The organism is Dapis brunnea BLCC-M229, assembly GCF_050015995.1.
Lineage (GTDB): Bacteria > Cyanobacteriota > Cyanobacteriia > Cyanobacteriales > Microcoleaceae > Trichodesmium.
The window spans coordinates 15,654-42,289 of the sequence record NZ_JBNHEP010000298.1 but is presented as its reverse complement, the minus strand read 5'-3'; the positions used below and the strand labels follow the sequence as shown (position 1 = coordinate 42,289).

General features: G+C 34.9%; 25 protein-coding genes. 15 read left to right on the top strand and 10 right to left on the bottom strand.

Annotated features, from left to right (window positions below):
* Positions 1 to 532: 532 nt before the first annotated feature.
* Positions 533 to 1,474, bottom strand: coding sequence for a DUF3768 domain-containing protein (locus ACP6PM_RS34625; RefSeq protein ID WP_426591408.1), 942 nt, complete (start codon positions 1,472 to 1,474; stop codon positions 533 to 535).
* 2,369 nt (positions 1,475 to 3,843) lie between these two features.
* On the opposite strand from ACP6PM_RS34625, the gene ACP6PM_RS34620 reads away from it, so the two are divergent.
* The 3 genes from ACP6PM_RS34620 to ACP6PM_RS34610 all read left to right on the top strand — a co-directional run bounded on the left by ACP6PM_RS34620 (position 3,844) and on the right by ACP6PM_RS34610 (position 5,766).
* The gene (locus tag ACP6PM_RS34620) at positions 3,844 to 4,212 is read left to right on the top strand and encodes a hypothetical protein (protein WP_426591407.1); all 369 of its coding nucleotides are present in this window, start codon (positions 3,844 to 3,846) and stop codon (positions 4,210 to 4,212) included.
* Between the two features lie 654 nt (positions 4,213 to 4,866).
* Positions 4,867 to 5,145, top strand: coding sequence for a hypothetical protein (locus ACP6PM_RS34615; RefSeq protein WP_426591406.1), 279 nt, complete (start codon positions 4,867 to 4,869; stop codon positions 5,143 to 5,145).
* Between the two features lie 408 nt (positions 5,146 to 5,553).
* Positions 5,554 to 5,766, top strand: a complete 213-nt coding sequence (locus ACP6PM_RS34610) for a response regulator (protein WP_426591404.1) — start codon at positions 5,554 to 5,556, stop codon at positions 5,764 to 5,766.
* Between the two features lie 115 nt (positions 5,767 to 5,881).
* Here the strand turns inward: ACP6PM_RS34610 and ACP6PM_RS34605 are convergent, their stop codons facing one another.
* On the bottom strand, positions 5,882 to 6,565 hold the full coding sequence (locus tag ACP6PM_RS34605) for an ImmA/IrrE family metallo-endopeptidase (protein WP_426591403.1): 684 nt from the start codon (positions 6,563 to 6,565) through the stop codon (positions 5,882 to 5,884).
* Positions 6,562 to 6,903 (bottom strand): helix-turn-helix domain-containing protein, encoded by a 342-nt coding sequence (locus ACP6PM_RS34600; protein WP_293103213.1) that lies wholly within the window; start codon positions 6,901 to 6,903, stop codon positions 6,562 to 6,564. The genes ACP6PM_RS34605 and ACP6PM_RS34600 overlap by 4 nt, the downstream gene beginning before the upstream one ends.
* Positions 6,904 to 7,150: 247 nt before the next feature.
* Here ACP6PM_RS34600 and ACP6PM_RS34595 point away from each other — a divergent pair, with 247 nt between their 5' ends.
* The 6 genes from ACP6PM_RS34595 to ACP6PM_RS34570 all read left to right on the top strand — a co-directional run bounded on the left by ACP6PM_RS34595 (position 7,151) and on the right by ACP6PM_RS34570 (position 10,769).
* Entirely contained in the window at positions 7,151 to 7,417 is a 267-nt protein-coding gene (locus ACP6PM_RS34595) for a hypothetical protein (protein WP_426591402.1), read from the top strand.
* A 376-nt stretch (positions 7,418 to 7,793) separates the two neighbouring features.
* Positions 7,794 to 8,504, top strand: a complete 711-nt coding sequence (locus ACP6PM_RS34590) for a hypothetical protein (protein ID WP_426591401.1) — start codon at positions 7,794 to 7,796, stop codon at positions 8,502 to 8,504.
* A 170-nt stretch (positions 8,505 to 8,674) separates the two neighbouring features.
* Positions 8,675 to 8,851 carry a hypothetical protein gene (locus ACP6PM_RS34585; RefSeq protein ID WP_426591399.1) on the top strand — a complete coding sequence of 59 codons (177 nt, stop codon included), beginning with the start codon at positions 8,675 to 8,677 and terminating at the stop codon, positions 8,849 to 8,851.
* On the top strand, positions 8,796 to 9,641 hold the full coding sequence (locus ACP6PM_RS34580; protein ID WP_426591398.1) for a hypothetical protein: 846 nt from the start codon (positions 8,796 to 8,798) through the stop codon (positions 9,639 to 9,641). The genes ACP6PM_RS34585 and ACP6PM_RS34580 overlap by 56 nt, the downstream gene beginning before the upstream one ends.
* A 446-nt stretch (positions 9,642 to 10,087) precedes the next feature.
* Positions 10,088 to 10,372 carry a YiaA/YiaB family inner membrane protein gene (locus ACP6PM_RS34575; protein ID WP_426591397.1) on the top strand — a complete coding sequence of 95 codons (285 nt, stop codon included), beginning with the start codon at positions 10,088 to 10,090 and terminating at the stop codon, positions 10,370 to 10,372.
* 169 nt (positions 10,373 to 10,541) lie between these two features.
* Positions 10,542 to 10,769, top strand: a complete 228-nt coding sequence (locus tag ACP6PM_RS34570) for a YiaA/YiaB family inner membrane protein (RefSeq protein ID WP_363274205.1) — start codon at positions 10,542 to 10,544, stop codon at positions 10,767 to 10,769.
* 728 nt (positions 10,770 to 11,497) lie between these two features.
* On the opposite strand, the gene ACP6PM_RS34565 is transcribed toward ACP6PM_RS34570, so the two are convergent.
* From ACP6PM_RS34565 to ACP6PM_RS34550, 3 genes are all read right to left on the bottom strand, one after another.
* Positions 11,498 to 12,400 (bottom strand): succinate--CoA ligase subunit alpha, encoded by a 903-nt coding sequence (locus ACP6PM_RS34565; protein ID WP_426591395.1) that lies wholly within the window; start codon positions 12,398 to 12,400, stop codon positions 11,498 to 11,500.
* Positions 12,401 to 12,622: 222 nt separating this feature from the next.
* Positions 12,623 to 13,840: an ATP-grasp domain-containing protein gene (locus ACP6PM_RS34560; protein WP_426591394.1), complete on the bottom strand. Its 1,218-nt coding sequence runs from the start codon at positions 13,838 to 13,840 to the stop codon at positions 12,623 to 12,625.
* Between the two features lie 1,489 nt (positions 13,841 to 15,329).
* On the bottom strand, positions 15,330 to 16,859 hold the full coding sequence (locus tag ACP6PM_RS34550) for a glycosyltransferase family 2 protein (protein ID WP_426591392.1): 1,530 nt from the start codon (positions 16,857 to 16,859) through the stop codon (positions 15,330 to 15,332).
* A 1,817-nt stretch (positions 16,860 to 18,676) separates the two neighbouring features.
* Here ACP6PM_RS34550 and ebsA point away from each other — a divergent pair.
* Together ebsA and ACP6PM_RS34540 are read left to right on the top strand one after the other, a co-directional pair.
* A complete protein-coding gene (ebsA, locus tag ACP6PM_RS34545) occupies positions 18,677 to 19,051 on the top strand; it encodes a type IV pilus biogenesis protein EbsA (protein ID WP_426591391.1) in 375 nt (124 codons plus the stop codon).
* 459 nt (positions 19,052 to 19,510) lie between these two features.
* Positions 19,511 to 20,584 carry a phosphotransacetylase family protein gene (locus tag ACP6PM_RS34540; protein WP_426591390.1) on the top strand — a complete coding sequence of 358 codons (1,074 nt, stop codon included), beginning with the start codon at positions 19,511 to 19,513 and terminating at the stop codon, positions 20,582 to 20,584.
* A gap of 314 nt (positions 20,585 to 20,898) precedes the next feature.
* Here the strand turns inward: ACP6PM_RS34540 and ACP6PM_RS34535 are convergent, their stop codons facing one another.
* Together ACP6PM_RS34535 and ACP6PM_RS34530 are read right to left on the bottom strand one after the other, a co-directional pair.
* Positions 20,899 to 21,078 (bottom strand): hypothetical protein, encoded by a 180-nt coding sequence (locus ACP6PM_RS34535; protein ID WP_426591388.1) that lies wholly within the window; start codon positions 21,076 to 21,078, stop codon positions 20,899 to 20,901.
* 659 nt (positions 21,079 to 21,737) lie between these two features.
* Positions 21,738 to 21,884, bottom strand: coding sequence for a hypothetical protein (locus ACP6PM_RS34530; protein ID WP_426591387.1), 147 nt, complete (start codon positions 21,882 to 21,884; stop codon positions 21,738 to 21,740).
* A gap of 87 nt (positions 21,885 to 21,971) precedes the next feature.
* On the opposite strand from ACP6PM_RS34530, the gene ACP6PM_RS34525 reads away from it, so the two are divergent.
* From ACP6PM_RS34525 to ACP6PM_RS34515, 3 genes are all read left to right on the top strand, one after another.
* The gene (locus tag ACP6PM_RS34525) at positions 21,972 to 22,475 is read left to right on the top strand and encodes a DNA recombination-mediator protein A (RefSeq protein WP_426591386.1); all 504 of its coding nucleotides are present in this window, start codon (positions 21,972 to 21,974) and stop codon (positions 22,473 to 22,475) included.
* Between the two features lie 13 nt (positions 22,476 to 22,488).
* Positions 22,489 to 22,911 carry an MAPEG family protein gene (locus ACP6PM_RS34520; protein ID WP_426591385.1) on the top strand — a complete coding sequence of 141 codons (423 nt, stop codon included), beginning with the start codon at positions 22,489 to 22,491 and terminating at the stop codon, positions 22,909 to 22,911.
* Positions 22,912 to 22,972: 61 nt separating this feature from the next.
* Positions 22,973 to 23,464 (top strand): YajQ family cyclic di-GMP-binding protein, encoded by a 492-nt coding sequence (locus ACP6PM_RS34515; RefSeq protein ID WP_426591384.1) that lies wholly within the window; start codon positions 22,973 to 22,975, stop codon positions 23,462 to 23,464.
* A 255-nt stretch (positions 23,465 to 23,719) separates the two neighbouring features.
* On the opposite strand, the gene ACP6PM_RS34510 is transcribed toward ACP6PM_RS34515, so the two are convergent.
* Positions 23,720 to 23,923 (bottom strand): hypothetical protein, encoded by a 204-nt coding sequence (locus tag ACP6PM_RS34510; RefSeq protein WP_426591383.1) that lies wholly within the window; start codon positions 23,921 to 23,923, stop codon positions 23,720 to 23,722.
* 540 nt (positions 23,924 to 24,463) lie between these two features.
* Here ACP6PM_RS34510 and ACP6PM_RS34505 point away from each other — a divergent pair.
* Complete coding sequence (locus ACP6PM_RS34505; protein WP_426591415.1) at positions 24,464 to 24,562, top strand: hypothetical protein; 99 nt, start codon at positions 24,464 to 24,466, stop codon at positions 24,560 to 24,562.
* A gap of 685 nt (positions 24,563 to 25,247) precedes the next feature.
* Here ACP6PM_RS34505 and ACP6PM_RS34500 read toward each other — a convergent pair.
* The gene (locus tag ACP6PM_RS34500; RefSeq protein WP_426591382.1) at positions 25,248 to 26,423 is read right to left on the bottom strand and encodes a tetratricopeptide repeat protein; all 1,176 of its coding nucleotides are present in this window, start codon (positions 26,421 to 26,423) and stop codon (positions 25,248 to 25,250) included.
* Positions 26,424 to 26,636: the final 213 nt, after the last annotated feature.

The window sequence follows — 26,636 nt, the reverse complement described above, 5'->3', positions numbered from 1 at the left end:
TAATACAATACAATATGATTCAGATAAGACCAAAATTTATCTGATAGATAACGTAAAGAAAAGCTATTACACATCACAGTTTTGCCACAACAAATCCTTAACTGAACAGTATCAGGAAATGATATTAATCACCAAGGAAAAGTTGTCACTATCAAGGTCAATATTCAGCTTTTTTGTGAATAATAAGGCACATTTGTTATAGATAGCTAAAGTTAGCTGATTTGCTCTAACCCATACTTTAAATTAGACCTCAGTTTTTCCATACCGATTATAACTTAATTCGGCGATTAAGGTAATAACTAATGGCTGAGTGCTAATGGCTAAATGTTTACAGATAAAGACTATTAATTCCACCTATTTGTGTAGCAAATATATAAACAAATCAGAAATTATTTGGAGAATAACGAAAGTATTAGAGAGAAATTTCCTTGAAGTATAAAGATAAATTTTTCCAACCAAAATACTTCTTTCTGATTCCTTTTATAGGTCATGCTACCCATTCATTTCACCCAGAGAAACAACTACCATGATATTAACGTTCATCGGCTCGTATAACCAATAATACCCTAGTAGTTTTATTAATATCTTCTGGTGCATCTGATAACATAATCATGCTTGTATCTAGATAGTCAATTTTCCAAATATATTCCACACCATCCATTGTCACTCGACCCATTTCATGTTGACCTTTGGGATCATTTTCAGATGTAAAATCAGAAAAATCTTGAATTTCTTTAAAAAGTTCTTTTTGTTTTTTTCTCGGCAATGCTAATACTTGCCGACTCATTCTGTATTCTCCTAAACTTTTATCTCCATTTCTAAAGCGGTCATTTAACTTAGCTATTGTTGTTTCCTTCACTTCTTCTTCTGTTGTTCTGTTCCATAATTCTTGAGCAGAATGTGCTATAGATTTTACTGTATTGAAAGCTGCTAAATCCCAAGACTTTACTGATTCAACTTTGGCTTTCAAACATGACCAATCTATTTGATTATCAATTTTAATCAATCTTTCTGGCTGAGATTTATCTTCTATTAACAATAGAGTTAAATATGGCATTTTTCCCAGTTTATCTAAAGGAGAAGGTAACATATCTCCCCCATAATGATTAATCCAAACTTGATAAATATAATCATTTCCTGATAACTGGAACAGTACATATAGTGGTGCAACAGAAATAGAGCCTACTTTTGTGATAAAAACTCCAGCTTTAGCAGTTACTTTAACAGAACTTTCTAAATCCCAACTTTTCCCAGAAGGAAGTTTTAATAAAAATAATGGTTCATAATCTGTTGTTAAGCCTGCTCCTGTAGAGAGAGGTAAGAAAATTTTACTTTTTTCAGAACGAGGACGAGTTAAAATCCAATTCCAAGTTGATGTACCTATTGGAGACTGACTAAATATTTTAAAAAAATCATTTTGTTGAGGTTCAGGTAATTGTTTATGTTGATTTAATAGTTGTTTATTTCTGCTCATTGTTTCTCCAAATAATTTATTTTTAAATATTCTTTTAAGTTCCTTGGTTTTTATAGTTAAGATTAGCTGTCTATGATTTTTATACTGTGGTTGACACTAGGAATAAATTATACAATAGCAGCTTACCTCCTATATTTTATAATAGCTTACTAGAGAAGAAAATAGAAAAATTGATTAAGATTTCAGTTAATTATGGGTACTAGAATCTAGTGGCATCTAGTATAACTATTTCTGTACCTGGCTCTATGTTAATTTTTTTGGCCAGAATGTCCTATTGCTGAACTTAGTTTGAGTAGTCAAATTTTCTCTAGGTGTGGATGTTAAGTTTTCAAAGGTTGATGGTATATGCAATATATCAAAAGTCATGGAAAATCTGGCTGCAAATATTGGTGGTCGATTCAGGTCAGGAATCAAAATTAAAACTTTATATTTTATATATATTTAAGATGTTGAGAAACCATAGAAAATATTTTATTGGCTGAGGATAATTATGAAAAATTTGCTCCGATAAGCAAGTAGTATTATTAATATAATCTATCTCTATTAATAAATTTAATGTATGTGTTAACTAGGTATTATCTTTTCCTAGGTCATGCTTCCTTTGCCAGCACACAAAAATATACTTATACAATTTCGTGCATACTAATGCTATATCTAGTTTCTATTACCAAAAAATAAGGTTGAAAACCTCTCTTTTTAAGAGGATGAAAAAGCGGTCGTTTTCGGCTCGCCGACATGAAACGCTGCGCGACTGAAAAGCCGAGCTTTCCCTAGGATGGGATGCTCAGGAAACCTAGCCATATCCAATCGACCAAGAGAAAATATTCGGTAGTCCTGCATAGTAATGGTGAAGATATATTAGAACCCATTTGGGGTCTATTGAAAAATAGATGGTGTGATGGGGAGATGGGGTGATAGGGAGAGGGGAGATGGGGAGATGGGGAGATGGGGAGATGGGGTATATTTTTCCATCTTTTTAGTGTATTTCCTATATCTACAGACGACTGCGTACCTCAAAAATTTAGTCCCTGCTTAAAGATACTAAATGGCTTCTATATTTTTTTTAATTTCTTCCCACACTCCCCACACCTCCCACATTCTCTCTACCATTACTATGCACCACCACCAAATATTCACCATACGTATTTCAATCCTGATGCAAAGCGTCGGAGGTAGTGATAACTGATAACTGAAATGACCTATCAATTTCCAATCCCGTTTCTCCCCATCTCTCAATCTCTTCACCTGTATCTATGAATCTTAATTTTAAGAATTGGTATTACCTTATTGCTGAAAAGCCTTAGTTAAAATCTCCAGTTCCTACTATACAAATTCACTTTAAAGATGTCATAAATAGTTTCAAACTATATGTAGCAATCCTATTTCAATTGTAATATTTTGGTGGGAGTTAGGAGTCATAATTTTAAATATTTTTAGTTCAAATTAACTATTATAAAAATTTTCATAACCAATAGGCAGATTGCTATAGAAATCCTATTTTATTTGTGTATAAAAATCTTACTGCTTTTAGGGAACACTTAACACTTAACTGGTGAGAATTTCAGTTTTTTTATCTACTTTTTGATGACCCGCAACCTATGGGCGAATTGCTATATATATATGTGAAATAATTTCAAGTTTTATTTGTGTATAAAAATCTTACTACTTTTAGGGAACACTTAACACTTAACTGGTGAGAATTTCAGTTTTTTTATCTACTTTTTGATTACCCGCAACCTATGGGTGGATTGCTATATATATATGTGAAATAATTTCAATAAATTACTGAGTGTGTCAAAGTTTTGAGCCTATAAAATCTAACTTTTAACTTTTAACTTTTAACTCTCTTGAGTGCGTCTTACATTCTGAGGAAACCTCAGAATTACAAACTCGATGCATGACTTCCGTGAAATGGTATAAGTCGGACAGTTTGAGATGGTTTAAAGATTTTAAACATACCATTTACAGCACTTTTGAGGATGCTGAGGTACAGTCATAAGACTACTTTTATATTCCCTGTTCCCCGTTCCCAGTTAAGTGTTCCCTAGGACAATAAAACTTTGTACCTCACGCGCCTCCGAAACTGCTGTAATTTAAAAGCCGTAAATCCTCAATCTCAAGCCGAGTTGTAATTGCCGCTTCTTTTTTACGATATGATATATAGTATTCCTCCGTGTGGTTATCCAGAAAATATCTTGGAATTAGGGCACAGATAAGTAGGGTAATAATTTCATACTTTTTATCTACTGTCTGGATTTTTTACAAATGATTTCATACTGCTATAATTTTTAACCTAAACTCTTTTTATATTTATCCCTTAATTATTTTTAACATTGAAAATTTTGTATTAAATACTAAATTGAGCTACTATGGCAAATTTAAGTGGAACTTGGCTAGGTACTTATTGGCAACAGGAAAATCCTACAAGGTTTGAAGCTACCTTAATTCAAGCTGGTAATAGTTTAAGTGGCAATATCTTAGATAATAATTATTTAGGAGAAGCGACATTAAGCGGTGAAGTTATTGGACGCAAGATTAGTTTTACAAAGCGATACCTTATAGGTTCACAATACATTATTAATTATGTTGGCACTGTTTCTGAAGATGAAAATTTTATGCAAGGGGAATGGCGAATAAATAGGTTTAATTCTGGCATTTGGGAAGCTCACAAAAGCAATGAAGACCTAATGTTCGAGCTGAAAAATATTTTATCTGAACAGTTACCTCTATCTTTGTAAGCATTTCCTTACCGGAATGCTCTGCAAACAGCTATTAGCTATTAGCATTCAGTAATAAAAATGAATGACGAATTCTTGTAAAATGTCTCAATCTGAAAAATTATTTCTGTAGAATTTGTCTGGTAGATGCCATCTGGTAAGCTGATATCCTTTTATAGCAACTACCAGAAACTTTGCTATACTTGGATTATCTATTTCCAAATATTATTTGTCGGAGTAAATCCTGAGTCTTGACTGGTTATTGTTTTTTTGAAGCTAATTTTTTCCAGCTTCCAAGTATAGCAATAATTTTGATAATTACTATTAATTATTACTCAGTCCCTCAATATTAATTGAGACTTTATCTTGCCATAAGCTGATGACTGAATGCTTACCGAAAAATTAAGGTATAAAGCCTCTCGATTTATAGATAAAAAGCGGTCAAGGGATGGCGAGGAGACCTTGCCATATCCAATCTACCAAGACAGCGGTCGGAAAGCGGAGCATGACCTAGGATGGGATGGATGGGTTACCTAACCATATCCAATCGACCAAGAGAAGAAAAAAAATTCTTTGAATGTCAATCCTTCTATTACAGAAGAGGTAATTATTAATTGTTGAATTATCTTTGAGTTAACCATTAATAATTTGTCCTGTTCTGTAACCAAATAAATTATGCAAAAAAATACTCCTATATATTGTTTTAGAGCAACTTGGAAATCAGAAAGTAAATTTGATACTAATATGATTCCTGAATGGATATGCGTAGAAACTAATTGGCAAGGATACAAAATATCAACTGTTCCTTGGATAGCAGATGTTGCTGTTGCGATCGGGATATTGAATATAGAAAATACCCCTTATGGATGGATTTCATATTTAAAAAAATTTGGATTCCAAGATATTAAACAGGTTTCCTGTGAAGATATATTTGAGGAAAAATTATACTCTTAACTATGATTTGTTTTGATAGTCAATACTTATTGTCACTAATATTAAGTTATTGAAGTCATATCCGTAAATCTATACCATCACTGCTAAATTCATTAATATAAATTTAGGATATAGTTAATGCCTTATGCCAATTTGATAAATTTTTGCTACAAATAGTTAAGTTATTTCTTAGGAGTCAGGAGTCAGGAGTCAGAATGAATAGCTTCTAGATCATTTTATTAGGTCTGAATTTATCTTTTCAGCCAAAAGAACATCTCCTATAAAGTCTTTTAATCGCCCAAATTATTTGTAACATTCTTTTGCTAAATTGGTATTATGCTAGAATACATTAATCAAAACTACTGAATTAGTAGGAAAGTTGAATCAAAAACAACCGTAATGATATTCACCAGAGCAGAACTGTAGAAAATGCTCCAAAAAAGAGTGTTATTAGTTGAAGATAGCTCTACTATTAGGAAAATAATCTCCTACTATCCGATCGGATTAGGAATAAATGTAATAGAAGCTAATGATTGTATAGAAGCAATAGAAAAAATTTATTCTGAGAAACCAGATTTGGTACTTTTAGACATTAAAATACCCAAATTAAGTCAGATCCTAAAACACAGCATATTCCTGTGATTTTTTGCACTAGCAAAAATTATGAAATTTCTTTTTTTATCCCCTTGAAAGGAGAGGGTAGAAGAGATTCAAGACTTTAGCAAAAATCTCAAATCTCTGATAATTACTTAGAAACTTATCCAAACAGTTGTGTTTGACCCTTAACTTGAGCAGACCCCCGATAAATTGTGCGACTACCTTTAGGAATAGAAATCCAACCAAACTCTTGCAGGCGATAAGTTAAATTAGAAATACTCACGCCTAACTCATCTTTCATTTTATAAAGGTTTGACCACTTAGTTAAATCCCTGCCTTGTCTTTTCTCTTCAAGAATTGATTTCGGCATTAATAAACAACCTGCAAAATATTGTGCTTGCCATTCAATAGAGTCTACTTTACTGCCACCTGCACCCCTACAAACAAAAGGTTGTTCTGACTCTTTTGGTTTTCCATAATCACCGAGATCGAGTTCCAATTGTTGAACAACTCCATCTGCTTCGTCTTGGTTAATATGTAGCACCCAATGACCAATTTCATGAGCAAGGGTCGATTCTTGAAACCCTTGAGGTTTGTCTAAAATTTCCTCATTGATTTCAATAAGTCGTTCGGTTGGTAATATTCGAGCAGCGATCGCTCCTTCTTCATCAGGCGGAATGTAATCCCAAACTACTCCCAAATCTAAAAAATCAGCCACTAAGGAAGCATCAAAAGGCCATTTGGGAGCAAAATTTCCGGTTTTGTGCATTTGCCTGAGAATATCATTTGCCCGATGCTCAATCGACTCTTTGTGATAAAAGCTATAGGGTTTGAGGATACTCATACTTCATTCTCCCTTGCCGCTTGAGATATTTTTTGAGCAAATTCAGGATTTTCTTGTACTCGTCGGAATAATGCCAACATCTCTCTTGGGTTTTGCTTGAGAATTTCCTCATATTGTTGAGGAATTCTACCAGCAAGGAATATCAATTCCTCTGGATTCAAATTGAGATTCTTCGCTAATCCGCGAATCACTTCTTCTTTTGGCGCATAGTCTGCGCGATCGTTCTCTAGCTTGGACAAATAGGTGAAGTCTACTCCTAGGTGTTTGGCCAATTCCCTTTGGGAGTATCCTTTGTCCTTGCGGGCCTTTCTAATTAGCTTTCCAAAACTTTTTGCCACGACTTTTTACCTCCTGGTCAGTATTTTAGACCAATTTGACGAAAATTTCAACTTTACTCTTGACGATTAAATCAACAAGCGCTACAATAAATTTAGTTGATAAAAAAATCAATCAAAACACACTACTGGTAAGGTTGAACAGTCAGTCAATTAAAATCATGCTCTATATATAGTGTCATGGTCGAATTTGCTAATTGTAAATTTACCCTTAGTCTTCACAAGTATAGTCCACCTGGAGGATACCATCATGCTAAGAACCTGGACAGACACCCACTACAAACTGGAAGACGAAGATTGGCTGTATGTTGCCACCCATGAAGAACAGAGTTCTGTCTCTCTTGTTTGCCCAGGATATGCAAGGGATGGGGAAGGTTTCAGCATTCACTTTACTCCCGCTCACATAGAAATGTTAGAGCATTTATTGGGAGCATTGCGAATTATTAAAGCTCAGGAAGAAGCAACTACAGATTACAAATATCCAGAACCAGTAAAGTTGTCACATCTTATTAATTAGAAGGAAGAAGGAAGAAGGAAGAAGGAAGAAGTAATATTATTACTTATGCACCACAACCAAGAAACCAGGTTTATTAACCTAATTTAATGCTTGCCCTGTTTCTGCGTAAGTCATGATTCTGTCTGTTAGCGATAGAACTCCGTTCCGCTTACACGAACGCAAAACTTATTCTAGTTTGAAAGGCAAATATTTCTCAACCTTCCTTATTCAAACTTCTAGCATTAGAATTCTCAAAAATTAATCTCAAATCTTTGTCATTCAAGTAGCTCAAATGCGAGAGCTTTTAATCCTCAATTATGCACCTTAAAAAGCTGATAGGTGACTGCTGAATGCTAGTTCAATTAACAACAAAAAATAGGAAATAAATCAAACTCAAATGTCTAATACTAATACAAAACCCAAAATTGATGTTTTTGGAGCTAAACCGAAACAAGCTTTATTAGTACCAGAAATTCCCATTGCAGTTCGTAATAATTGTCAATCAGGACAATGGGTTATTGGAGACACAGATTACGGCTCTAAAGTATCAATGACAATCCTCAAATTCAGCAAATTTTTTGGCAATTTAGGTCAAACAATTAATACTTTGTGGGGTCAACTTTGGTTTGTGGCTGAGTCAGGAGAATTACCTCAAGGAGTGTTGATGGTGACATATATTAAAAGCCGTTCATTGAATGATTTTAATCGTTTAATTGCTTCAGTTCAAGCCAATGGAGTTGAACCAGCAACAGGAATTTTTATTCCTGAATTTGTTAAACATAGTGGTCAAAAACCTGATGAAAATGGTGTTGTAAAACCTATTAATTATTACAGTTTAAAATGGCGTTGGCAAGAACGTAAAGATTGGTCAATTATTCATCAGGCAGCAGCAGTGCTTTCAGAGGAAAGTAATTTATCAAAAATGATTGACTTAGAAGGAACTATAAAAATGGTTTGTTTAGATAATTTATCTGCCCATGAAACTGCGAGTTTGATGGCTGCTCATACTAATAGTAATTCTGATGCTTCGGTGCTAAGTTTAAATGCTAGTAAGGATACAACTTTACCATCTGGAAATGAGTCTGTAGCTACTGCATTATCTTCATAAAAATGTAGAGACGTAATATTAACTACGCACCCAAACAAGAAACCGGGTTTATTACCTTGAATATTGTTGTTTAAATCATAAAATTTTGTCGATAAACCCCGTTTATGTTTAAGTCCTAATATTGCGTCTTTCTTAATAAGAAAAAAATCTGAAAACTCAAAGAAAGACAAATGAGTAAAATTCCTAAATTCACCATTCATCAGGGTGCAAAAACACCACGAAAGCAACGGTGGGAAGACAATTTGCGAGGAAAAATAGAAGTTAAGCATCAAATTCGAGTTGATACTATTAATGACTTGGAAAATTTCAGTCAAGTTATCAGAAAAGCTCACTTCAGAAACTACTAAATTACAAGAAGTTCGACAAAAAGTGGCAGAAGAAATTCAACAATTAAACGATTTGCATAGTTTAGAAAATATTGAGGAAAATACTTTAGATAGTTTGGTTCAACAGTATGAACAAAATGCTAAAGAATTTGAAGCAGAATTTAGTGATCGCCAAGAAAATTTACAACAAGAAATGGAGTCTGGTAAAAAAGCTTGGGAGAAAGAGAAACAGGAAAATCAACGCAGCATAAAAGAACGAAATGAGCAGCAAAATAAAACTCGTCAACGGGAAACTGAAACTTATAAATATGACTTGCAGTTGCAACGAGATTTAGATATTGACGAATATGAGCAAAACAAGAAAAATTTGTATAAAGAATTAGAAGAATCTCAACAACAACAGGAGAAACTTTGGTCAGAAAGAGAGCAGTCTATTTCTGAACGGGAAAAAGAATTTGCCGAAGTAGAATTGAACGTACAAGAATTTGCAAAACAACTAGAAGCTAATGTCAAGAATGGTAAGGAAAATGGGCGAAATCTTGGCAATTATCAGGCGAAGGTTAAATCCGATTTGTTAGCAAAAGAAGTAGAAGGAGAGAAGCAATTTTATGAACTACGCATTCAATCTTTACAACAGACAATTCAAAATCAAGAACAGCGGATTAAAAATTTATCTCAACAATTAGATTCTACTTTAATCCAAGTTCAAGATTTAGCTGTGAAAGCCATTGAAGGTGCATCAAATTCTCGTTCATTTCAAGCTATGAAAGAAATTGTTCTAGAACAAAAGAATCAGCAAAAGAAAAGTTAATTTATAATCTAAAAAATTTAGCGATCGTCAGTCAGCTTTTAGGTATTTACTGACTGCTGATTGCTTCCTTATATTGTAGTAGATGGGCAGAAATAAAGATAATAAGTAATAAAAAAGTTTTTGTTTGTAGTAGGGATTTAGCCCGCCAGATAGATAGGGCTAAAGCCCTACTACGAACTTTAATTATAACTATTCAACCCGACATGATATAATATGCTCCGCAAAAGCCGTTCCTCCTCACACGGAAATGGTACAATTTTTTAACTGTCTACTCCTAAATATTATTTTTTAATCTAAAATCTTATTCAGAGCTTTTTAAAAAAGCGAAAATAAGAGCGATCGCCTGTGCATCTATAGAAACTGTCACTCTACTATCATTCCTATAAATTTATACACCTAGAATCAAAATAAATCAGCCAAAAATATTGATTTGAGGTAGTAATTTTATGACTAATAAATATGTTCAACAAAAAGATACTGCTGCATGGATACTTCAAGTTTGGGCTTCCTTTATTCTCGCTACTTCTGGCACAGCGATCGGCATTATTTACCTACCTGTAGATATTTGGATTAAAAGTTTTATGGGGATGGGTTTAACATTCTCAGTAGGTTCCGCTTTTACCCTAGCAAAAACAATTAGAGATAATCACGAATCTGAAAGAATAACTGCTAGACTTGATGAAGCAAAAGTTGAAAAATTACTCGCAGATCATCATCCTTTAGGCAAATAATATAGCTGAAGTCAGAATTCAGAAGTTATAGCACTACGTTTTTTGCTTAGGAAAATAAATTTTGGTTATCAGAAAACAGGGAATATCAGAACATTGACAGTGGGATTTCTGTGCCCTATTTGTGTAGTGCTTTAATCAAATAAAAATATTGATTTGAGGTATTAATTTTATGACCAACAAATATGTTCAACAAAAAGATACTGCTGCATGGATACTTCAAGTTTGGGCTTCCTTTATTCTTGCTACTGTCGGCACAGCAACTGGCATTATTTACCTACCTGTAGATAATTGGATTAAAAGCTTTGTGGGGATGGGTTTAATATTCTCAATAGGTTCCGCTTTTACCCTAGCAAAAACTATTAGAGATAATTACGAATCTAAAAGTCTGAAAGAATAACTGCTAGACTTGATGAAACAAAAATTGAAAAATTACTCACAGATCATCATCCTTTAGGCAAGTAATACAGCAGTTTCTGAAGTTATGAAGTACATATATTAACGGTTAAGAATTTAGAATGCGCGAATTTAGAATTTAGAGTTTAGAAGTTATCCAGGGTATGACTACTACGAAGTTTACCGGAATGTTTGCAGAGTCAATTGTACCACGTTACTTCGGAACCTATTAGTATTACCATGATTATTTAGGGCTTGCTGATTAAATATCAAAGCATTGACAAATAAAGGCAAGTGCCTTTTTTGGGTCGAAAAAAAGGCTAGCTTTTTAGACCGAAAAGCTGAAAAAGTTGTGATTTTGGCAGAGACTTGGGCGGAAAAATCACTCTGACAATCTTGAGACTACCTGCTTTATAATTCCCCCTTCCTTCTGACTCCTAACTACTCCCTACTCCCTAAAAAGAGCAAAAAGACTTTTTCAGCAAAACCCTATTTACAGAACTTTTGAGGATAGTGAGGTACAGTTTAAGTTTAATACTAATCTCTCTTCCCTATTCCCTATTCCCTATTCCCTCCATACCTAAACTCGTAAAACTTTGTACCTCATCAACTCCAAAACTGCTGTAACTGATATATAAATGTCACTCAAGCTATAAACTCCATCCTTAAAAAACAAGGTTTTATCTAGGAAAATCATAAATTTATTCAGCAACGCCAACAGTTTTGTATCAATTAAATATACTTCTTTTGCAGTGAATTTCTCACTAAACTTGGGATATCAGAAGGTCGTTTTGCTACTGGTATTTTCACTGCTTCAAAAGCTGCAATTTTACTTTCAATCTCACCATTAGAATCATATTTTTCACCAGCAACCCTAGCACTAATTAAACTATTAGCATGACTATGATTTTGATTTATCGGAGCATAAGTACCAGAAATATAAGCAACTACAGGTTTATCAATTGTTTCTGAAATATAAGAAGCTGCTATTTCTTCACTTGCACCCTCAACCTCTCCTATCAAAACAATTAACTCTGTACGCTCATCCTCATCTAATATTTGCAACCATTGGAGAAAAGAAGAACCAACAATTGGATCGCAACCAAGACTCACAGAAATAGACTGCCCCAACCTTGACTTCGTTAGTTCCCAGGCAACTTCATAAGTCAGAGTATTGCTACGACTAATTATACCAATTGGACCTGGAGTATAAAACTGAGTTGGGTGAGTACCTACTAACACCTGATCTGGTACAATAATACCCGCACAGTTTGGTCCAACAATCAGAGTTTCTGTCGCCTCAGCTTTTCTCAATAGCTTGACCATATCTAGGGGAGGCACACCTTCTGTAATAATCACAATTTGTTTAAGACCGGAAGCGATCGCCTCTAAAGCAGCATCTAAAACCTGATAAGCAGGCATAACTATCACGCTGGTATCAATTATACCCACCTTTGCTACTGCCTGCTCTACCAAACTAAAAACAGGAATGCCATGCCATTCTTTTCCCCCTTCTCCAGGACTAATACCTGCCACCACATTTGTGCCACAAGACTTCATCATTAAGGCTATCTGGGTAGATATTTTTTCTGTAACACCCTGAACTATGACTTTGCTATCTCGAGTTAAATTCATAATACTTCAGCCATTATTAATTAAATAGGCATTTATTAAACAGACAATCATCTGTAAATGGTTTTTATTTATTATCTATAATTAATTAAATTTGAGTTGAAATTATCTTATTCCAAACAAGAGGATTGAATAAAAGTATTTTTTGAGCTTTTTTCTCCTTTTTAATTAATAATTCATAATTATTCGTTATTAATTGATTAGTAATCCACCCTTTTTTTACCGTTACTTAGACAGATAAACAGCTTGATTCACTGCATCCTCTAAGTTTTCCAGAACCTCGACTGGTAGACCTGATAAACGTTCCCTAGCTCTGCCAATTCTACCTCCTAATAAACGCAGTACAAACGGAATTGTTTCCCGATCTATACTTTTTAACTTATCAAAATATTCATATATTATAGTAATCAACTCATCACTTGTCTGAACTATACCTATAACATTTATCAAAACCACCTTAACATTTTCTTTTTGACTAACTAAATCCAAAGCTGCAAACATTTGCGATCGTAAACTATCCTTTACTTCCAAATAATCACCCAACTTAATATTCAGAAAATTAGCTGGTTTTCCCTGAGCTTGCATGACCAGATCGACGGTAGCCATTGTTAAACCTTCACCATTACATAAAATTCCGATATTTCCCTGTAATTCTGTAAACTTCAGTCGATAATCTGGAATAATTTTTTCACTACTGACACCATTAACATTACTCGTCACCAATAAAGAATTGTTATCTATTCCCTTTACTTGTTCCTGTTTAATTTCATAGTTATTACTAATATTTTTCCCAACTAAACTTACCAAGTCTGGATGACGACCTAGAGCATAATCGTTAACACTAACCTTACCATCTAAAGCCATTAATTCTCCTCTCGGACTAATACCAAGAGGATTAATTTCTATCAAATCTAAATCCTTTTCGACCAATAATTGATACATTTTTTCCACTATATGGCTCACTGATTCTATCAGTTTTCCTTGTAGTCCAATTTTTACCATTAAACGACGTGCATAAAAAGGGGAAAATTCTTGATTAACAACCACCTGCTGCATATTTTTCATAGCTGTTTCTGTATCAATACCCCCTTGTGCTGAACCAAGAAGTACGGGGCGACGTACTATTGGGTCTAAAACAACTGCCAGATATAATTCCTGGTCAGCATTATATTTTGCCTCTGCTAACAAAACTTCTGGATATTCATCTTTAATTGGCAAATTAAAAATTGTCTGAGCTGCTGCCACAGCATCAATTGTATTTTCAACAAATTTAATTCCGCCTAAGCTACTTCTTTCCCCAGTATGAACTTGAGACTTAAGTACAACTGGATAGGGTATTTTTAATCTTTTTAAATCTTTAGGATAATCTATTCTTTGAGATGGCAAAACAGGTATTCCCATCTCACTAAATAATGCCTTTGCTTGATATTCTAATAGATCCATATCAACTTAATCTTTGTTTTGCTCTAGTTAATAATAGTTTGGGAGATTTCATTTGAGCATTCCCAAGATTTTGATAAATTTGGCAGCTATACTTGACCAAATACTTGCAGATAAAATAGGCATTAATAATGCTAAATTTCTGTAAGGCGTCATGTAAAAATAAGTTGTACAAATTTTATCTGAAATAGATTGTGAAATTTAGCTTCCATCAAAAAAATGTTCAGGTTATTCTTACACGGCTCCTAAGCATTCAGCGGTCAGCTATCAGGTATTAACTTATCCTTTTTGAAGGAAGAATTAGAGTTGAAAGATTGAGGAACAATTAAAAGTTACTCTCAAATCATTCTTTGCTAATCTTTTTCATTAATTACTTAGTGCAGGATTATTACTAAGGAAAAATTGTTTACCTAGCATTCAGCAGGAAAAGCTAAAGGGGAGCTACCTGAATGCTTACAAATTTCTTAATATTATTGAAGGAGTATAATAATTCCTATCACCCATAAATTTATCCATCCAGAATCCAGTTTTCCCAATCTTTTTTTCTCCTTTGCCCTTTTTCTAGCTATTGGATTTTTATAATTCATTTTTGTTATGGACATCAAAAAATAAACATCATTCAAGTATAGCAATTCTCAACCTTAACAATTGTTATGCTTATAACTTTGAGTACAAATATTTTTCTTCAATCATAGCAATTTGTGGGCATATTTGCTACAAAGAGAGCATCAATCATCAAAGATATCCTAGAAATTATCAAAATTAAATCTTTATTTTCTCCATTTTTTATCTCTTTGTTCCCTGTTCCTAGTTAGATATAATTCCTATGCAATCTGCGATATTAATCTTTTAAAAACATTATCAAGAGCTACAGCCACTTGTACAATTACTATCAAAATAAGTCATGGGATAATAACAAGCGTTCTACTAAGAATTGATTGATCGAGTAAATATTAAGAGACTTAATCCCTTGCTAGATTTTGGTTTTGTGAGTTATGGTTCAGTAGATCCTAAATTCCTGAGAGCTAGGTAAAATAAAACTTTTCTTGTGGAATGGTGCGCAAACAACTAAGTTTACACATCAGCTCTAAACTTACCCAAACCCAAAGGTTCCCAGGGAAGCGTTTCGGAGTATTCCTTTAAGAAAGCAATCTCCCAAAATAGAATTTGAGCTTTAGCAGATCCGTTCCTACTTCTATGAGAAGTACGGACTGCAGTCTGTACATTTTCTAGACCAATGCTTATTCTCCGTCGGTACTACACCTACTCATCCATATTGTTTTCTAAATTAACAGCAGCATTAAAGTCTTTGTCCATTTGAGAGCCACATTCTGCACATTGATAAATCTTCTACTAGAAGAGCATTTTCTTTTGATGCCCAGAGTGAGAATATATAGTCATTCTCAATAAGACTGGAGCACTTTTTTAACTGGAATAACTATATTTGAGAACTTGGGTAAAATCTATATGCTTCAGTAGTTAGCCCCAACTTTTAACTTTCCCCATCATCCCCATCACCTCTATGAACTGTTTTTACCCATTTTAGTCGCTTAGGTAATACAGACATCCGAGCAATAGTAATACCCATAACCACAAACCAATGCAACATATAAAAAGTTCCCCGCACGCTTTCTAGGAAAGTCAGCAATAAAGACAATGGATGTTCTTTCCTCAAAGCCAACTCCATCACCTTTTCCTTTTTTGCTAAACTCCTCTGTCGTTTCCGAGTTCGACGTAAACCAATAAACATTCCTAACAAAGAAACCATCACAGTAAACACAGTTAATGGACTGGTTATTGGTAAACGACGTAAAATTATTGACATCAAAAAATCAGGCACAGCAGCAACCGATATTAGATATTGTGTCACCCAAAATTGCCATAAATCCCAGGTTTTACCAAATCCCATTCGGTTACGCAAAATTAATTGCCAGTAGTCTAGATAGCGCTGATATCCTCCTTCAGCCCATCGGGAACGTTGATGCCACAAAGCTATAGAGTTAGTTACTCCTTCTTCCATTACCGCCGGAAAAGCGAGAAAATCTATATCCCATTGATTTAGATGTAGGCGAATAGTTAAATCTAAATCATCAGTAATAGTTTCTTCGTTCCACCCCCCACATTCTTCTAAAGCATTCAGACGCACGAACTGGCCATTTCCTCTAAGTTCTCCAATCCCACCAATGGCAATTCGCTGTTCCTGAAAAAAACCATCTAGGACCATTTCTGCAGATTGTCCCTTTGTCCAAAAGTTTAGACCTGCATTGGCGATCGCTTTTCTTACTTGTACTGCTCCTACTTCTTCCCTAGCAAAAAGTGGTACTACCTGTCGGAGTAAATCAGGTGTTACCTGTGCATCTGCATCAAACACTCCTAAAATTTCTCCCCTCACAAAAGGTACAGCAGTATTTAGAGCACCTGACTTACCTCCCCCAGCATCTGGACCTCTTCTAATCACTTTTAGCTGTTGATATTCCTGAGCCAACTGTTCTAACAATACAGGGGTTTTATCTGTACTATTGTCATCTATTACCCACAGTTCGTAATTATTAGTGGGATAATCCAAAGCACAGATATTTTTTACTAATTTGCTAATTACAGCTTCTTCGTTTTTAGCTGCTACTAACAGAGACACATAAGGCCAGTCTGCCAAGTTTTCTTCTGATAGAGGTTTTGGAGCTAGTTTTGGTTTAGCAAATAGTATTCTCAAAAGTTGAACTGATAGTAAACCTGTCAAACCCAGAATTATCCAATATCCCCAGGAGAGCAAATGCAGTATTATAGTAGTAGTCCATATCAGCGATAGCATAAATGCTGCTTTACCTCTACGACCATCGTAAATATTCTGATTACTGAGCTTTTTTGTATCCACAACTTCCGTTTTTTGCTCTATTTGTTTAGCATCTGAACTTTCCTGTTTTTCTGATACCTGATAATTTTGCTGTTCATTATCTGAGGTATAGTTTTGATAAATTTGGGTTTCCTGATAGTAATCGTTTTTTGGCCAAGAACTGTCCGGCATAATTCAACTAATCTTAAAAGATCCAACAACTAATAATTTTCTTATGTTTAAGAGACTAACCTAATTCTGTCCTAAAAAACTATAAAGATGGTCTTTTTACTTCTGGAGTGGAGGTTTAGAGGAGTTTTGGGTTGAGAATTTTAGTTTTTGATAATTTCAGCACTTACACCTCTTTATAGTTGCAAGCTAATCTATATATTAAATGCTATAGGGGTCTGTCAACTTGGAAATAATGGATAAATTTTTGTAACTTTGATTTAGGGGCAATCCTTTTGACAATTGGTTAATCCTCAAAACTATTTTGACAGCCTAATAGTTATTTTTTCATATATCTAGTGTTTTGCATAAGTCATAAATTTGTTGCAATGATTTGATTTCTTGGAATGGGGAAGTTAGTCTCATCCAATAGCTCGATCTAAGAAGTAGTTCCTCTTTTTGATTTTTCATCCCCAAATCTGCTATATCCTATTTTCAGCTATGACCATTAAATTCAATCTATAATACCAATTTCATAAAATATTGCTACGGTCAAGAAAAAAGGTACACTGCCTCTGGGTTATGGGTAATAATAAGTATGCAAAAAAGGTTTAATTTTTACAATTTATCAGAGGTCTAAAGTGTAAAGTTGCAGGCATAAATCACAGATTTATAAGTAACCACCTTGGGATAATTTTTCATAATAAAAGTAAGATTTAAAATATACTCGGAGTTTTCATTATTGGCTATTTTAGTCTCATATTTGTATGATTTTTTGATGATTTATATATAAATAAAGATAGTTTTGAGTATTCCTAGAACTAATACCAGTTGCAAAAAATATTGCTACAAAGTATTGGGGTTTTAGTCTTAGTGAGTCATTAGCTATGAATTCATATCATTTATTTGGCATTAGACTAAAACAGACTCATAATTAACTAAATACAATTTACTAAGTTTAAGAAATTATTTTTAGATCAATGGCATAATTACATTTTTTACTTCATAGTAGGCAACAAATAGATATATGAACATTTTTGTACTTATTTGACTATAACTATCTATCCATGAATTTGATATAAAATTACCGGTCTTCTCCGCCCAGACTATCCAAGCAGATAAATCCAGGTTGCTTTTTTTCTTAATGAACTAATTTTTTTTAGTAATAGTTAAAATTAGATCCAACTACATTAATAACGACTTGTTCAATAATTAACAATTTTCATGTCGGCGACAGCCGAAACAATTATCTATCCTTAAAAAATAGAGGATTATTGACGAACAGGAAAAATTTTTCTTTTCTCTTGCTCCATTAGATATGGCTAGGAAACATCCCCATCCCTACACCGCTTTTTATCGTTTAAAGGGCTGAATCCTCAGACCCTAATAACATAAGACAATTCCAGGATGATAGCTGTATAAGCTCAAATCTCAAATATAGCACAATACGGTTCAGATAAGACCAAAACTCATAAAGTATAGAACCATTAGATGAGCTTTTTAGATTACATAAATGCCCAAAAAATTCGTAACTGAGCTGTATTAATCTATAGACTCATCTACTTTCCTTTTTCCTTTTTCCTTCTTCAAAAAATCCCTAACTGAACCGTATTGAAATATAGCAATCATATTTCAGCTATAAGATTTTAGTGGTAATTAGCAGTCATAACTCAGAATATAAAAGGATTTTGATTGCTCTTAATTGTTCTTAAATATCTATCAAAATCATTCCTAATTGTTATATAATAATTATAAATATACTTGCTAAATTGCCTAGTTATATAAACAGAAAACGACTAGGCTTTGATAGGTAGTATTTATTACGGAGATGATAAAATAGGATGCCACAAATTAATCAATTAAAGCCAGCCGAGAAGGGAGAAATAGCTGTTTATGCTCCATATTACACAGATAAAAGACGTAAATATCTCGGTCTTGCTATTAGCCTATACAAACAAAAAAATTTAGAAGGAGCAAGAAATATAGAAGGAGGCGAAAATATTCCTTTTGTTATTACCTGGAATGTTTCTATATTACCTGCAGACATAACTCGTTGCAGAATGCAGTTTGATGGTAATCAAGAACTCAGCTATGAAATTATGATGGCTACTTATGAGTTTATTGATTTTTTAATCGATGTCTTACTGAATTATAACAAAACTCGCACTATTGATTTTTCTAAGACTTTCTACGGAAAGCTACTTCGCTACGAGTAATTTAGGTTTGATACTCACTTCTAAGACTGACTCTTGAAAATAGGATTTCAAGTCTCACAATTTTATGGGAGTTCTGACTATCGTTATCAAAACCTTGGCTTTTATACCCGCACTCTCCTGCAAGGGATTGTCTTATGGGAAGGCCCAGCAATTTTGCCCTTTTACCAGAAATTTTCTAGCCTAGATAATGGTGTCTGACTAGCAATTTCGGGAGGAAAAAACCTCTGGACTTTTATACACTGATTTGCTTTGAACAAACTTATTCATAAAAAACCAATCCGGCTAAAGGACTAAGCAACAGGTTACTGCTAACTTTGGACCTATTGTACTAAATCGACCACAATGTTTGCCATATATCCTCAAAAAAGGTTTTATATCCTAGGTTGGAGATATAAACAGGAATACTTGCCCTAAAAATGCGATAATTTCCAAAAGTTCATTAATTGCAGGAGTGAGGATGTGCCAAAATCTGCAAATTATTTGCTAATTGGATCGACTGAACCTTACAGTGGCAAGTCTACAATTACTTTAGGAATAGCCCATGAGTTACAAGGGCAAGGTATAAGCATTGCCTATGGAAAACCTTTGGGAAACTGTTTAACTCCAACATCTATTCCGACAGATGCTGATGTACAGTTCATAACTGAAACTCTCAAGCTTTCACAAAATTGTATTCGACCAACTCTGTTGATGCTCGATCAAAGTACTATAGAGAAGCGGTTGCTCGGAGAAGAAAAAACAGATTATCAAAAATCTCTAGCCCAATATCTACAGATAGAGGGAGAGGATTTAGTAATATTAGAAGGACCGAGTACCCTGGATGAGGGTAGTCTTTTGGAATTATCACTGCCACAAGTTGCGGAAATTCTTAATGCTTCTGTAATTTTGGTAACTCGTCCAAATTCACATTATTATATAGACTCTTTACTCTCAGCTAAACAACGTTTAGGTAGTTCCCTTCTGGGTGTAGTCATTAATGATGTCCCAGGATCGGCACAAGAAACAGTAACTACATTAGTAAGACCTTTTCTCGAAGCTAGGAATATACCTGTATTAGGAATATTGCCTAGAAGCAGTCTCCTACGCAGTGTCACAGTTGAAGAATTAGTTAAGCAATTAAAAGCCCAGGTACTTTGTCGTCCTGACCGCCTGGATTTAATGGTAGAAAGCTTGACAATTGGTGCAATGAATGTTAGCGCAGCGATAAAATATTTCCGTAAGACTACAAATATGGCGGTAGTTACGGGGGGCGATCGGACAGACATTCAGCTAGCAGCTTTAGAAACTTCAACCCATTGTCTAATTTTAACTGGGCAACTTCCACCTGATGAGTTAGTGCTGCGTCGTGCTGAGGATGTAGAAGTACCTGTTTTGTCAGTGGACTATGATACTCTATCTACTGTGGAAATTATAGATCGAACCTTTGGTAGTGTCCGTCTACATGAACCTGTCAAAGTAGAATGTGTTAAAAGACTAATGGCACAAGATTTTGATTTTGAACACTTGTTCAATCATTTTCAGCTACGCTCATAGCTGGGAAATTTGGGAAATTATTGAAATTTTAATGGATCATTAACCCCTGAGAAAAAGGGGGAGAAACAGAAGCTGAAATCTTACCCCAAGATACTTAAACATACTTTTTTTCAGGCATTGCTCATGGTATGGTTCCCGCTGATTTTAAGCCTTTAGAGAGTATAGGTTACAGCCTTCGGGACATTGCAAAGCGCTGAAGCAGGAAGCTTGTCTCCAAAACTCAACTCTCGGTTTGGGAGGTTTTTTGCCTAAATGAATGCTGCGCAAACACTTCTCTCGCAACCTTCGGTTTTGGGTTAAGTTCATAAAAACGGCTAAAGTTCTATATCAGTAGCATAAATATGTTCCATGGGAGAGAAATTTGGCCATAATTTGGCTGTAGTGAGGGTCTGGGTTTCATGGTTAAAACAACCGCTTGCCCCAAACATTTCTCTACTAATATCTACTCCTGGTTTATGAACTAATAGATTAAGTAAAAATGAGCACTCATACACTAAAATCTATGTACCTAATTCTGGTTGCCAATTTCATGCATTGCCAAAGGTTTTGACCTTCGTAAAAGCTGGCAGTACTTGAAACCTACAGGGGAAATGAAAAATATCAGATTTATATCTGGTATTCTGCTCTTTCTTTTCAGAGAACAGTAAACAGCTCATAGTTATTGACCCCCTAAATCAGAGGACTTAAAATTTACTGCTAGAATTGCCCCATCTCCATTAAACCAATGTCCTACTACCTGGACAATTCCGATATAAACCTAAAGAATGATGGGAGGAATTACGCAGTCCCCGCTTTAACGGCTGGTTGAATAACGACATACAGGATTATCCCTTAGTAAAAATCTGCTATACTAGAGGAATAAGGAACAAGGTTTGTCGCCATGACCTCTAGCTAGTACGGTGAGATTCCGGTTGACAGTATAAGGCGAATTAATTTCCTAAGACGGCTGAAAGCAAGCAAGGTAGCTAAAGCAGCGATTTATTGCTCCAACACCTACAGAGTAAAACCACTCGGAAAGCTCAAAAAAAGTAAGCTCACAGCTAGATAATGGTCTATCCATGCCAAGCAAGGAGTCTAGAAGTCTGTTGACAAGCTTAAATAAAACACAGATTTATTCTGTTTTCGGTGGATTCGCCACATAATCCAGGGTGTTTTAACTCCTGGAGATGTCAAAACTCCTTAATCCAGAAGGTACAATACCAGAAATAATTGCTAGGGGAGTGGGTGGAAATTCTTGAGCTAATTTAGCCAAGGATTTTGCCTCTCCTGATTTTTGTCTTGATTGATTTTTCAGGCTCAATTGTTATTTTTCCCACAAAATAAATGTACAAAAAGATATTTACTTGTTATAATCCCTTTGGCAGTTTTATTACAATAGATAAAATCTTTGAGTCAATCAATTGATATACCTAAGGTAGATGATTTTTTAGAGGAACTTTTAGCAATCCAACAAACAGGTTCTAAAAGAATTGCTGTTTTGGGTTCTCGTCATGTTCCTATTACTCATCAACAATTAATTGAGTTGTTAAGTTATGCTTTGGTGTTAGGTTCAAATCATATTATTACATCAGGTGCAACGGGTACTAATTTAGCAGCAGTTCGGGGGGCAATGAGGGCTGACCCTAATTTGATTACGGTTATTTTACCTCAAAGTTTGGGACGACAACCAAGAGAATCTCGCCAAGAATTGGAGAAGGTCATTCATTTGGTGGAAAATCCTAAAAATGATCAATTATCATTAGCTGAAGCAAGTTCTATTTGTAACCAAGAAATTGTTTCTCGATGCCAACAGTTGATTTGTTTTGCTTTTCACGATAGTCATACTTTATTGAAGACTTGTCAAGATGCAGAAGAACAACGTAAAGTAGTAACTCTGTTCTACCTAGATTAATTTTTCTAAAAAAATGAGTTTGTTGGAGTTAGCAGCACCATCTATTTTACTTGATGCCATCGTAATAGGAGCAATGCTAGTTTACGCACCTTTTTTAGTAGTAGCCTACGGTCGTGTTCAAGTAGGCTATGATTTGGGTGCGCCTCGTGCTTTGTTTGAGAAATTGCCTGATTATGCTAAGAGGGCAACTTGGGCACATCAAAATTCTTTTGAAACTTTTATTTTATTTGCAGCAGCTTCTTTTATGGCATATTTGACAGAACAAGATTCTGTGTTAGCTATAGGAGCATCAGTTGCTTTTGTGATTGGACGATTTTTTTATTCTATATTTTATATTTTGGACGTACCTATCGGGCGATCGCTTATGTTTGTTATTAGTTCTTCTGGTACAGCTATTTTGTTTATCCTGAGTTTAATCAGTGTGAATAATTTTTAGTAAGCTGTTTTTGTGATAGGAATTTTTATTAAGTAAAATCAAAATAATATCTGAAAAAATTATGGCATCTACATCATCTTTTGATATAGTCAGCGATTTTGATAGGCAAGAATTAGTTAATGCTATAGATCAAGCGGAGCGAGAAATTAAAGCTCGCTACGACTTGAAAGATTCTAATACAACATTAGAGTTAGGAGAAGATACAATTACGATTAATACCAGTAGTCAATTTAGTTTAGATGCGGTTCATACTGTTTTACAAACTAAAGCAACTAAACGGAATTTATCGTTAAAGATATTTGATTTTGGTAAAGTTGAATCTGCTAGTGGTAATAGAGTTAGGGAAGAAGTAAAGCTGCAAAAAGGCATTAGTCAAGAAAATGCTAAAAAAATTACTAAGTTGATTAAGGATGAATTTAAAAAGGTTCAAGCATCTATTCAAGGTGATGCGGTGAGAGTTTCTGCTAAGTCGAAAGATGAATTACAAGCAGTAATGCAAAGATTAAAAACAGAAGATTTTCCCATGCCATTACAATTTACTAATTATCGTTGATTAGAAAAGAGGGAGTAGGGAGTAGGGAGTAGGAGGAGATAATTGATGATTTATTAGGGATAATTTATTTTATTTCGTATTATTGGAAATATCTAACCAGAGTAAATTTGGTTGTCTATTGTAATTATTTTGGTCAAGGGAGAAGTGGGAACACCTTGCTCTATTGCTATATTTTTATCATCCATATCTAAAATTACTATAACTATGCAGAACTACAGTACATTTTTGGGATAGACTTGACAAATTTGAGATTAATTAATCATCCGGAAATTGCCAACAAGAAATACGCTCAATATGGGTACTATTACAATTAGGGCATATTGCTTCCCAGGATGAGTCTACCCATTCATATTCACACCCATGACAATGACAAAATATATTATTAACATTAGCGTCTTGAATTTTTTTCTGCCAGGCTTGTAATAGAGAAATATTTTGTTGTTTGTTATTATTTGACATTTTTACAATACTTGGAAATATATGTTTACTACAAGATTTAATTTTTGGGCATTTTTGTATAAAATCCGCTTATAGAATAACGTATTTACTACCTATATTGAATGCAAATCTTTCTTTATGCTGATTTCTGATATTATGGTCAGATAAACTGAACATGATATGATTCTCAAAATAGAGGTTAAACTGCAAAAAGACATTAGTCAACAAATACATAAAAAAATTACTAAGTTGATTAAGAGACTGTTTCTAAAAGGAATATTGAATCTAGGCTTAGGGTTGGTTTTACTGGCGCAAAGCTTTCCTACGGAATGCTGCCTCTTCCAGAGGAGCTGCGCTAACGCAAACGCTTTATATGTCCCAGAGCGAAACGGCTGTCGCCAATTCAAGTCGGCGACAATACTTATGAGTTGCTCCGCAAACTCTTAACTGGGAGCCGTAACCCACCGAAAATACCGAAGATTAATTCAATACGCTGTCTTAATTTTTGCTTGTGCATTCACTCTCTAAGGATGAGATGAATTGAAAAAAGTTTAAGCATCTATTCAAGGTGATGTGGTGAGAGTTTCTGCTAAGTCTAAAGATGAATTACAAATAGCCCTGTTTCTGAGGTTGCGTTTAGCCGAGATAGTAAGACTTTAGTGAGCTACGGTTTTAACAGGGAGTATATTCATGTCTTTGAAGACCAAGGAATTTCAAACCAAAAGTCCATTAGGATCATGAAACACTATTGCAGGCATAACTCAGATAATGATAGTGATACCGCAGTTTCCGAGTTGGTTGAAGACCCGCGCTCTCCCGTTGGCGGAGCCTAGCGGCAGCTATTAGGGGAGCGTCGCATGGGAAAACCAATCAATAAGAGCGGTTTTTACAATAGTGTGTTATGGTAAGTCAAACTAGGCTGCTGGGCTAGCAGTGTCAGTCTGTGGAGCGACCGTAAGACCAGAAAGAGGTTTGGCCTCGGAGGCGGGTGCTATGTTTCGCTACGCGACATGAAAAGCGCAGCTCCTCTGCAAGAGGCAGCAGAAAGCCCCTATCAGTGATGTTAGGGAATCCCGCGTTGTCGCGTCAGCGCAACGTAGGGAGGATGTCAAAATTGGTGGTTATGACTCAAATATCAAAATTTGGAATTTGACTTCTCAAGAGGAAGTTACGACTATTCCAAGCAAGCAAGGTACAATTAGAAAGCTGATATTTAGTTATGATGCTAGGCAACTTTTTAGTAACTGTTAGTAGCTATACTGATGACGAATTAGGTACAAATAACTCTGTAAGAATTTGGCTACCTTTTTAGATTAGGGCAAAAAGAAAAAACTATCAGGATAACTTACTCAGGTTTAATTTCCCTTGCCTTCTCCCAACTTTTATTCGCCTCTTCCATCAAACCCAAATCTCTCAAAACATTTCCTCGCTCATACCAACCATCATAAAAATTAGGCTTAATTTCTAATGCCTTGTCATAACAATTAACCGCTTCTGTAAAATTTCCCAAACTAACCAAAAAATTAGCCTTATTATACCAAGCCAAATAATAATTTACCTTAATTTCTAAAGCTTTGTCACAACTAGCGATTGCCTCTTGCCATCTCTCCAATTTTCCCAAAGCTTCTGCACGGTTATTCCAAGCTAAATAGTCATCAGACTTAATTTCTAAAGCTTTGTCATGGCTGGCGATCGCTTCAGACCATCTTTCTAACTGTAGTAATGCTTTGCCTCGGTTGTACCAAACTTGATGATAATCAGGCTTCAAAGCTAAAGCACTTTCCCAACTATCAACTGCCCCAGCTAAGTCTCCAGCTTTTGCTTGCTCTAAACCCAACTTAGCCCATATTTCCGAATTTTGCTCGGCAGACTGTTGCAGATCTTTCACTCCTACCCCAAGCTGATTAACCATTCCCTGAATAACTACTCTTGGGTCACTTGTCTGTATACCTAACTGTTGCGCAACAGTTGCAAATAAATTTGGGTCTTCCTGAAGCTTAACCACCAAATTTTCCAAAGCTTCATTTTCTTGATTTTCTCCTAAAGGTGGTTGAGAAGGAGAGGAGACAACAGCATCAGGCCCATCATATTCCCAAATTGCTCCACTATCATCCCGACTTAAAAGTTCAGTTCCAATATTATTAGCTAGATTTCCCAGAGATTCTAGAGAAGGGAGCAATCGAGTCAAGGTAGCAAAACTAACCATTCTCTGAGCTAACTCATCATTAGGTTTCGGGGATGCTAATAATCTTTCTCCAAATCGTTGTAGCCATTCTTGCCAAAGTTCAGGTTTACCTCGCTCTCCCAGGTCGTCAAAAAAATTCTTTACTCTTTCAGGAGACCAACCTTGGGTAATACCTTCTAAAAGTTGACCGAAGAGAAAATCATAATCTGTATCTGTTAAAGGTGGAGGAGACTGAGAGAGTGGTTGAGTTTCTGAAGAGTTTGTTTGAGGTTGAGAGAATAACCCCAAAAGTTTTTCCCATAAACTTTTTAGCCATTGCCAAATTCTGCGAAACATTTTTTGGTTAGTATATTTTAAAATAAGCTAGGAAAATTATATAAAAGTGTAGCGCGATAGTTTTCTATCTATAACTCATCTTTTATAGGTGAAATTATTAATCAAAAAGGGAAATGATATTTAATTTACTCTCTAGGGTAGATGTTGAGAAGATACTCTTATCTGGAAAATTCCTCGGAACTATTGCGCAATAGTTTTGAATCTGTATATCTG